Origin of the sequence: Marseilla massiliensis, from assembly GCF_016899855.1 — a bacterium.
Lineage (GTDB): Bacteria > Bacteroidota > Bacteroidia > Bacteroidales > Bacteroidaceae > Prevotella.
The window spans coordinates 45,368-55,086 of the sequence record NZ_JACJJG010000011.1 but is presented as its reverse complement, the minus strand read 5'-3'; the positions used below and the strand labels follow the sequence as shown (position 1 = coordinate 55,086).

Here is a 9,719-nt window from a genome sequence, read left to right as displayed (position 1 = left end):
TTGTCTTAACTCCTTTACTACCTTACTCCTTAACTCCTTTAAAACTACCTTCATGAAAAAACTATTATTTCTTTTATCCTTATTCATATCACTGACAGCGGCTGGAGCCGACGCCTATTCGGTTGCAGGGCTGTTTCCGTTGCAGGGCAGCGGCAGGGTGATATACAACTTCAATCAAGGCTGGCGCTTCCATTTGGGTGACGCACAGGGTGCCGAGGCCGTATCGTATGACGACAGCAGATGGACCGTTGTGTGCGCCCCGCATACCGCAAGGCTTGAACCTGCCGACGCAAGCGGTGGCCGCAACTATCAAGGCATAGTATGGTACAGAAAGCACTTCACCGTTCCTGCCGACATGAAAGGCAAGGACGTTACCGTGCATTTCGAGGCGATAATGGGCAAACAAGACATCTTCGTGAACGGAAAGAAGGTGAAAAGCCATCTCGGAGGCTATCTCCCGATAACCATAAACCTATCTGAACTCGGCGTGAAGGCGGGCGACAAGTGCCTGATAGCTGTCAAGGCCGACAACAGTGACGACAAGACGTATCCCCCGGGCAAGAAGCAGGCGGCGCTCGACTTCTGCTACCACGGCGGAATGTACCGCGACGTATGGCTCATCGGTAAGTCACCTGTGGCTATAACCGACGCCATCGAGGCGAACAAAGTAGCCGGAGGAGGCGTATTCCTGCACTATGACAACATATCGGAACAGAGCGCCGACGTGTTCGTAAACGTAGAAGTAGGTAACACGTCAGGCCGCACGGCGCAGCCTACGGTCATCGCCGTAGTGAAAGACCGTGACGGAAAACAACTATATTCTGTAACGAAAAAAATAAAGGTTAAGGCAGGAAAGGCTACTACGGCATATCTTGCCATGAAGATGAAGCAGCCGAAGTTGTGGTCGCCGGAGAGTCCCTATTTATATAATGTGGAGATAACCGTCGCTGAAAACGGTACGACAGTTGACGGCGGAATGGTGCGCATGGGCATACGCAAGGCAGAGTTCCGCGGAAAGGACGGCTTTTGGCTTAACGGCAAACCCTATCACCAGCTCATCGGCGGCAACCGCCATCAAGACTTTGCGTACGTTGGCAACGCAATGCCCAACAGCCAGCAATGGCGCGACGCCAAGCGACTGAAAGACGCGGGCATGACCATCGTGCGCTGCGCACACTACCCCATGGACCCGGCATTCATGGAGGCGTGTGACGAACTGGGGCTGTTTATCATCGTACCTACGCCTGGATGGCAGTACTGGAACAAAGACCCACGTTTCGGCGAGCTTGTACACGAGAACACAAGACAGATTATCCGCCGTGACCGCAACCACACTTGCGTGCTGCTTTGGGAACCGATACTTAACGAGACGCGCTATCCTGAGGACTTTGCGCTGAAAGCATTGCAGATAACACGCGATGAATTCCCATACCCCGGACGTCCGGGAGCGGTGGCCGACATGCCGTCTGCCGGTGTTGCCGACAACTACGACGTTGTGTACGACTGGCCCGAGAACATCGGAAAACCGACAACCGTTAAGGACAAGTGCGTATTCACGCGCGAGTTCGGCGAAATGGTAGACGACTGGTACGCGCATAACTGCCTCAACCGCGCCGCCCGTGCGTGGGGCGAGAAGCCCATGCTGACGGCCGCCCTGTCGCTCTGCGACACCTACGGAACGATGTTCCACGGCCAGCGCCAGTTCATCGGAGGCTGCCAGTGGCACCCCTTCGACCATCAGCGCGGCTACCATCCCGACCCGTATTACGGCGGTATATACGACGCCTTCCGCCAGAAGAAGTACACATTCGAGATGTTCCGCTCACAGGTAAGCGACGGCGAGCCGATGGTATTCATTGCAAACGAGATGACACAGTTCTCCGACTCGGACGTAACCGTATTCTCCAATTGCGACAGCGTGCGCCTGACGGTGTTCGAGGGCGACAAGAGCGTGACCCTTCCCGTTTTCCACGACGCTAACGGAATACAGTGCGCACCGGTGGTATTCAAGGGCTTCTGGGACTTCTGGCAGGCCCGCGAGTACAGCTACAAGCAGCGCAACTGGCAGCGCGTAAGCCTTCTTGCCGAGGGCATACGTGACGGAAAGGTTGTCGTCAAGGAAAAGAAAATGCCCTCGCGCCGCTCAACCAAGCTGCGCCTTTACGTCGACGACATGGGCAAGCAGCTCACCGCCGACGGCAGCGACTTCATCGTTGTTGTGGCCGAAGTGACCGACGACAACGGCAACGTAAAGCGCCTGGCGACGGACAACATATATTTCACCGTTGAGGGCGAGGGCCGTATCATAGGCGACGGCGCCGACATCATGGCCAACCCGCGCAAGGTGGAATGGGGAAGCGCGCCCGTGCTCATCCAGGCTACCGACCGTCCGGGCAAAATCACCATCACGGCACGCTCGTATTACGAAGGCAACTACGCACCGAAGGCCGACACATTGACCATCGAGAGCGTAGCCCCTGCCCTGCCCGCCTGTTTCACCGACAAACCTACAAGCACGCAAGCGGACAAGCAGACAGGCAGACAAACCGTAAAGCAAGCCATGACCGACGAGGAACGCCAGCGCACTCTCGAAGAGGTTAACCGCCAACAAGCTGACTTCGGAATACAATGATAATTAAGAATTAAGAAAAATAGCTTTGTCAAATCAGCATTGCATATTTTCTTAATTCTTAACTCTTAACTCTTAATTTCCAATAGGTGGTCTTTTGCTTTCCAAAAGGCCGTTAACCGCAAGCCAAAAGGCCGTCTTTTAGCGTGTAAAAGACGGCCTTTTATAATACCATTGAATATCAGGCAGTTACGTAATGCTAACGACTTGGTTGTAAAGTGACCGCTATACGCAGGAACAAAGACCTGAAACCATGCATCCAGACGCTACAGATCAAGACGCCTCAACAATTGCCCTCTTCGTTAAATTACGTTAATATTAAAAAAATAAAAAATATTTTGTCACTAAATGGCGTACCTTTGCGTACCATAAACAAACGAGGTAAAACATTAATCACGTGTTATCGCTGAGCCAATAACGTTACACGACATCAATATCAACAATCAAACACCACACGCCACGATGAAAAAAGCAACGCTTATATTACTCGCCACGGCACTAACCTACACCACGGCGACAGCCCAGTCCGACTCGCTGAAAGTTGACACGACGCTTAACCTGAGCGGTGTAACAGTAAAAGGAATGCGCTCCATAAATAAAGTAGACCGCCAGGTGCTGCTGCCCACCAAGGCTATGAAGCGCTCGGCGGGCAACGGGTACGAGCTGTTGCAGCTGATGCATCTCGACGGAATAAAGGTTGACCCGGTGCAACAGCAGATCACGTCGCTCAAAGGCGGTGGCGTACAAATCAGGATTAACGACGTTAAGGCCAACACACAAGACGTCATGGCGCTACAGCCCGACGAGGTAGTGCGCGTGGAGTATATCGACAACCCCGGCGTACGCTACTCTGACGAGAGCCTCGACGCCGTGATAAATTACGTGGTAAGGCGGCGCTACGCCGGCTATGTGGGCGGCTTGTCAACAATGCAGGCATTCACAACTGGCTTCAACAACAGTTCGGCATACTTCAAGTACAACCACAAGAAGTCGGAATTCGGCATACAGTACGGTTTCAGTTACCGCGGCTACGACCAACGCCGCTACGACGCCACGACCGACTACTACTTCACCGACGGCACCGAACGCCACAGGAACGAGGTGGGATACAACAGCGATTTCATGTACACAACCAATTTCGTACAGCTGAGTTACAACCTGGCCGAGCCCGACAAGTACAACCTGAACATACGCTTCAACTATGACGGATACAACAGCCCATACCGCGGAGTAAACCAACGAATTGAAGAAACGGGCATGCCCGACCTCTATTCGTACAACGAAAGGATGGACAAACAGTACACTCCGTCGCTCGACATCTACTATTCCGTTAACCTGCCCCACTCCCAGAACATCGTGGCCAACGTCGTAGGAACGTACATAAAGAGTAAGTACAAATACCTGATGCGTGAATATCTGTTCGACCAGACGCCCGAACAGTCGATGCAGTCAGCGGCGCTCAACGACTACAGCTATGCCACTAAGGGCGAGAAATATTCGCTGATAAGCGAGGCGATATACTCAAAAAACTTCAAGAAACTAACTCTCTCTGCCGGCGGAGAGTTCACGCTCAGCCGCACGGACAACCGTTACTCGGGCAGCGTAGGCACCCACGCCGTGCTCAACTCAAACAACCTGTACCTCTTCGCGCAGGCAAGCGGAAAGATAAAATGGCTGACCTACCAGCTCGGATTGGGCGCTAACCGTGCCTCGATACACCAGGACGACATCGGATTCGAGAAGTGGACATTCCGCCCGAGACTTTCGCTCCAGGCCTCGCCGATAAAGAACGTGTCGATACGTCTTAACGGACAGGTAAGCCAGGGAGTGCCCTCGCTCTCACAACTCAGCGACGTGCGCCAGCAGAGCAGCTCGCTCATGGCCTCCGACGGCAACGTAGGCCTGACGCCATACACCAGCTACCAGACTTATCTCGACGTCACCTGGAACCATCCTATGTTCAGTCTGTGGGTGAACGGAGGCCTCAGCTACTCTCCCGACGCCATTATGATGAGCTACATCCCCGAGCTGCAGGACGACGGGTCGTACATCATCGTGTCGCGCCCCGAGAACCAGCGGGCCTTTATCAGTAAGTGGACACGCGCCAACTTCACCCTGCATGCCATAAAAGACGTGCTTGACATCAGCCTATACGGCGCCTACCAGCGTTATGACAGCCGCGGACTTACCTACCGCCACACCTACAACTCATGGCAATGGGGTGCCGACGCAAGCCTCATGTTAGGCAACTGGACGGTCAACGCAGACTTTTACACTACGCCAAAAAGCTTCTACGGCGAGTCGATGAGCGGCGGCGAGAACTCGTCAGACCTCCGCGTAAGCTACCGTTGGAAAAACCTTCGCGTTGGCATAGGAGCCATACTCGTAGGCTATCCGCAGGGCTACGAGTACCCGGGATACACCGACAGCCAGTACTACAAGTCGCATTACAAGACATGGATCAAGGACAACGGCAACATGATATACTTCACCCTGTCGTACAACTTCAGCCGCGGCCGCAAGTACGACGCCGGACAACGCAAGCTGAACAACAGCGATAACGACAACGGAATAAAATAAACCAAACGCCGCCCTGCACGAAGTTTTTACGTATATGATGGCAAAAGTCTGCGCAAAATTTCGAATAATCGGATTTTTTGTGCTATCTTTGCCGTATGATGAAAACACGGAACACTAACATTATCAGGCTGTTACAGCTGGTACTTGCCTTCATTGCGCTGCCCTTGGGCGCAACGGCACAGCCCGACATGATAGTAGAACACTACACGCGCGAAGAGGGTTTGCCGAGCAACACTGTATACAGTGCGCTGAAAGACAGTGAAGGGTTCGTGTGGTTTGGCACCTGGCACGGGCTTTGCTCGTTTGACGGTTCAAAGTTCACGCCATACACCACACGCCCCAGCGGGCCTTCCGACGTTCCGCCGCAGAAGGTGAGGAACATCGTGGAAGACAAGGACGGATACTTGTGGATACGCAATACGGACAACCACCTGTACATGTTCGACAAGGTGACCGAAGCCTATCACGACATATATAACGAACTAAAGAAACTGTCACGCAACGTACAGGTAATAAAAATACAGCGCATGGACAGCGGACACGTGCTCGTGCTCACGCGCAACAAGGATATTTTCGAGGCCCACGTGGGCAGTGACGGCAAGATACAAGTAGATAAAATCTACGACTCCAAGCTCGACATAGACGCCTCGACAATGAGGCTGCGCCATAACGTCCTTGGCGAAAACAATGAATACGTGTACTGGCTTAGCTCAAGGCTCAACATGTACGTCATCACGAAAAAGCGCAACACACGCATACTCAAGGCCGTACGTAAAGGTGAAAGGTTCACTTCCTTCAGGCATGCAGGGCAATACATCTGCGCCGGAACGGCCAACGGACGCATTTACATAATCAACACAACTGACGGACATACGCAAGAATATTCATTCAAGGATACCGGCGCTCCGGTGACAAGCATTGAGCTAATTGACGGGAAACTGTATTTTACCTCCCCGTCAGGACTATACAGCCTGACCAAAGGTTCCGTCCCGAAGCTTATTACCGAGCAGGCACAAGGAATATATAAATCATTCTCTGACAAATACGGCAAACTATGGCTATGCTCGCAACGCGGGCTAATGACATGCCTCGACCCGGCAACAGGCAACAGGCAAACGTTCACAATGCCTACGGACAGCTTGTTTGCCGAGATGAAATTCATGGATACCGGAGCCAACGGATTGTTCATACTGCAACGCAACGGCGAGGTATGGCGCTTTGACCACAAGACAAAGACCATGCAGAACATCAACCGGCTGAAAGAGTTTACGGACTATGCCGTAGGGCCGCATTTCTTTGACGTTGACATCGACTCTAACGGCATAATGTGGCTATCGTCAACAACAAGCGGCGTTTACAAAGTATGTTTCCCTAAATACAGCTTCAGGTTCCTGTTTCCCGACATACTTGAGCCCTCACGCTTCAGCGGCGACGCCAACGGCATACGCTCAATTTACCAGGCACGCAACGGCGACCTTTGGATAGGAACGCGCGACGGCAACCTGTACTGCATGGACGTAAAGACCCATAACGTGAAACGGCATTTCGGGAAAGAGGACATCGGAGTGGTATACCACATAATGGAAGACCGTAACGGGAACTTATGGATGTCGACCAAAGGCTCGGGGCTCGTCAAGGTATCCGACGACGAAATGGCACCACAAGGATTGCGCCTTACCAGATATACCAACCGCCGCGGCGACCGGAACTCCATCAGCAGCAACCGTGTTTACTACACATTCCAGGACAGCCGGGGGCGCATTTGGGTCTGCACTTTCTACGGAGGCCTGAACCTCATTGAGCAAAAAGGAGGAAAAGTTGTCTTCAGGCACAAAGGCAACGGCATGAAGACATATCCTAAATACGAACTGTACACAGACGTAAGGGTGATAGCCGAGGACAACAACGGACGCTTCTGGGTCGGTACGACAGACGGACTAATGTCGTTCGACGGCAACTTCAAGAACGCCTCTGACATAAAATTCGAGACTTACAGAGGACAGAACAATTCCGGACTAATAAGCAACGACATATCCACCATATACAAGGACAGGCACGGGCGGATATGGATGGGAATATTCGGCAACGGCCTAAACCGGCTGGAATACTACGACAAGAAACACCACCGCCCGGTACTGAAATCATATATGATTAACGACAAGCTCAGCGGTAACGTCATCATGTCGATAACGGAAGACAAGAGCAGCTGTCTGTGGATAGGGACGGAGAACGGACTTGCCAGCCTTAAACACGGCTCAACGTTCGTAAAGAGCTATGACAGGTTTGCGGGTTTCCCCAATGTCACCGTTGAAGACAACACCTCCACTTGCATGCAGGACGGCACAGTGCTAATCGGTTGCCGCCAAGGATTGCTGGCATTCAGTCCGGACGCAGTAAGGGGAGAAAACGAAATCAAGCTAAAGACATACGTTGTAGACTTCAAGGTGATGAACCGCGACCTCGAGGACTTTGACCCTCCGATTTACCATGGCTCGGTAAAATACGCCAGGAAAATAAAGCTAAGGCACGACCAGGCCACGTTCACGATAGAGTTTGCATCGCCGTACTACGCCGACAACAACCTTCTGCCGTACACCTACATACTCGACGGATACGAAGAGCAGTGGCATAACGGCAGCAACCGCATGGCCTCATACTCAAACGTGCCACCCGGCCACTATAAGTTCCGCGTCAAGGTTCACGACTACGACTCGCCGGAGTGCGTGCTCGAAATCGTGGTGCTTCCGCCGTGGTGGGCCACATGGTGGGCATACGTCATATATACGTTAGTTACAGTCCTGTTGCTGTACGGCATAATGCGCACCGTGATGTACGTAGTGAAAATGCGTAACGAGGTATATATCAACGACCGCCTGGCCGAACTGAAAATACGTTTCTTCACGAACGTAAGCCATGAGCTGCGCACCCCTCTGTCACTTATAAAGGGACCGGTTGAAGAACTCAAGGCCAACGAGAAGCTGAGCCCCACAGGCCGTGAATACCTGAACCTCATCGACCGCAACTCACGCAAGATGTTGCAGCTCGTCAACCAGATACTCGACTTCCGCAAGATACAGAACGGCAAGATGAAACTGCACGTATCGCTCGTCGACATCAACGGAATGATAGAGATGCTTATGGACGAGTTCAGGATACTGGCCAACGAGCGTGACATAGCGTTCGTATTCGACAAGCCCGACGAGCGCGTAATGGCATGGTGCGACGCCGAGAAAATAGGCGTGGTACTCAACAACCTCATCAGCAACGCGTTCAAATACACCGACGACGGAGGCACGATATGCATCGCCCTCGAACATGACTACGACAGAAAGACATGCACGATAAGGGTTGAGGACAACGGCGCCGGAATACCAAAATCACAGCTCGAGCTGATTTTCGAACGATTCTCGCAGGCCGACAACAAGACGTCCGGCGACACCACTTCAGCCGGCACAGGTATAGGCCTGTCGATATCAAAAGAGTATATCAACATGCACAACGGCCGTATATGGGCCGAAAACATTGCCGAAGGCAAGGGCACGGTATTCTCGGTAGAACTGCCCACCGACAAGGAGCACTTCAACGGCAAGGACATAGAGGTGTACTTCAACGACAGTACGGCCGGAAGCGGAGTAAGGACGGACAACGCCGAGCACAACGAGGCGGACAACAGGCCGGCCGGTGACATCAACGAAGACGTGCCGACCGTACTGCTTATAGAAGACAATACCGACATGTGCCGAATGCTGAAGCTACAGCTCGGAGGCAGCTACAACGTCTTTACGGCGCACGACGGAAAAGAAGGGCTGAAGAAAATATACCAATACCATCCCGACATCATCGTTACCGACCTCATGATGCCCGAGATGAGCGGGCTCGACGTGCTGCGCAGCGTACGCCAGGACTTCAACATAAGCCATATACCGGTAATCATCCTCACGGCAAAAAACACCGAGGAGGAAAAGATGAAGGCCGTAAAGGCCGGCGCCAACGCGTTCATAACCAAGCCGTTCAGCAGCACCTACCTAACGGCAAGAATCAACCAGCTACTCGACGAACAGCGTATTTTCCAGCGCAAGATGGTTGTACAGACAGCCGTAGAGAACAGCAATGACGACGCCAAGGACGAATACGAACAGCACCTGGTGAAGAAGGACATCGAGTTCATGCACAAGATACATGAAATAATAGAGAAAAACCTCAACGCCAACGACTTCAACATCGACACGATAGCCGGCACGATAGGCCTGAGCCGCTCGGCTTTCTTCAAGAAACTGAAGAGCCTGACAGGCTTCGCCCCCGTTGACCTCGTACGGGAAATACGCCTGAACAAGGCCGCGCGACTGATTGAAACAACCGACAACAGTATAACGGAGATAGCGTATTCGGTAGGATTCCGCGACGTGGGCTACTTCGGCAAGTGCTTCAGGAAGAAATATGACAAGACCCCGAAAGAATACCGCAAAGAGGTAAGGGAAAAAATGCGTAACGGGGATTAATCACCACCTTT

At 52.5% G+C, this 9,719-nt stretch carries 3 protein-coding genes; all 3 read left to right on the top strand.

Going from position 1 to position 9,719, the window contains the following annotated elements:
• Positions 1 to 52: 52 nt before the first annotated feature.
• Positions 53 to 2,632, top strand: coding sequence for a glycoside hydrolase family 2 protein (locus tag H6A34_RS04090; protein ID WP_205103634.1), 2,580 nt, complete (start codon positions 53 to 55; stop codon positions 2,630 to 2,632).
• A 459-nt stretch (positions 2,633 to 3,091) separates the two neighbouring features.
• Entirely contained in the window at positions 3,092 to 5,209 is a 2,118-nt protein-coding gene (locus tag H6A34_RS04085; protein WP_205103632.1) for a TonB-dependent receptor, read from the top strand.
• 95 nt (positions 5,210 to 5,304) lie between these two features.
• Positions 5,305 to 9,708 carry a two-component regulator propeller domain-containing protein gene (locus H6A34_RS04080; protein WP_205103630.1) on the top strand — a complete coding sequence of 1,468 codons (4,404 nt, stop codon included), beginning with the start codon at positions 5,305 to 5,307 and terminating at the stop codon, positions 9,706 to 9,708.
• Positions 9,709 to 9,719 lie beyond the last annotated feature (11 nt).

Bases quoted from the DNA above. Each gene is read 5' to 3' on its own strand.
- H6A34_RS04085 (WP_205103632.1), top strand. From the start codon at position 3,092: ATGAAAAAAGCAACGCTTATATTACTCGCCACGGCACTAACCTACACC.
- H6A34_RS04090 (WP_205103634.1), top strand. From the start codon at position 53: ATGAAAAAACTATTATTTCTTTTATCCTTATTCATATCACTGACAGCG.
- H6A34_RS04080 (WP_205103630.1), top strand. From the start codon at position 5,305: ATGATGAAAACACGGAACACTAACATTATCAGGCTGTTACAGCTGGTA.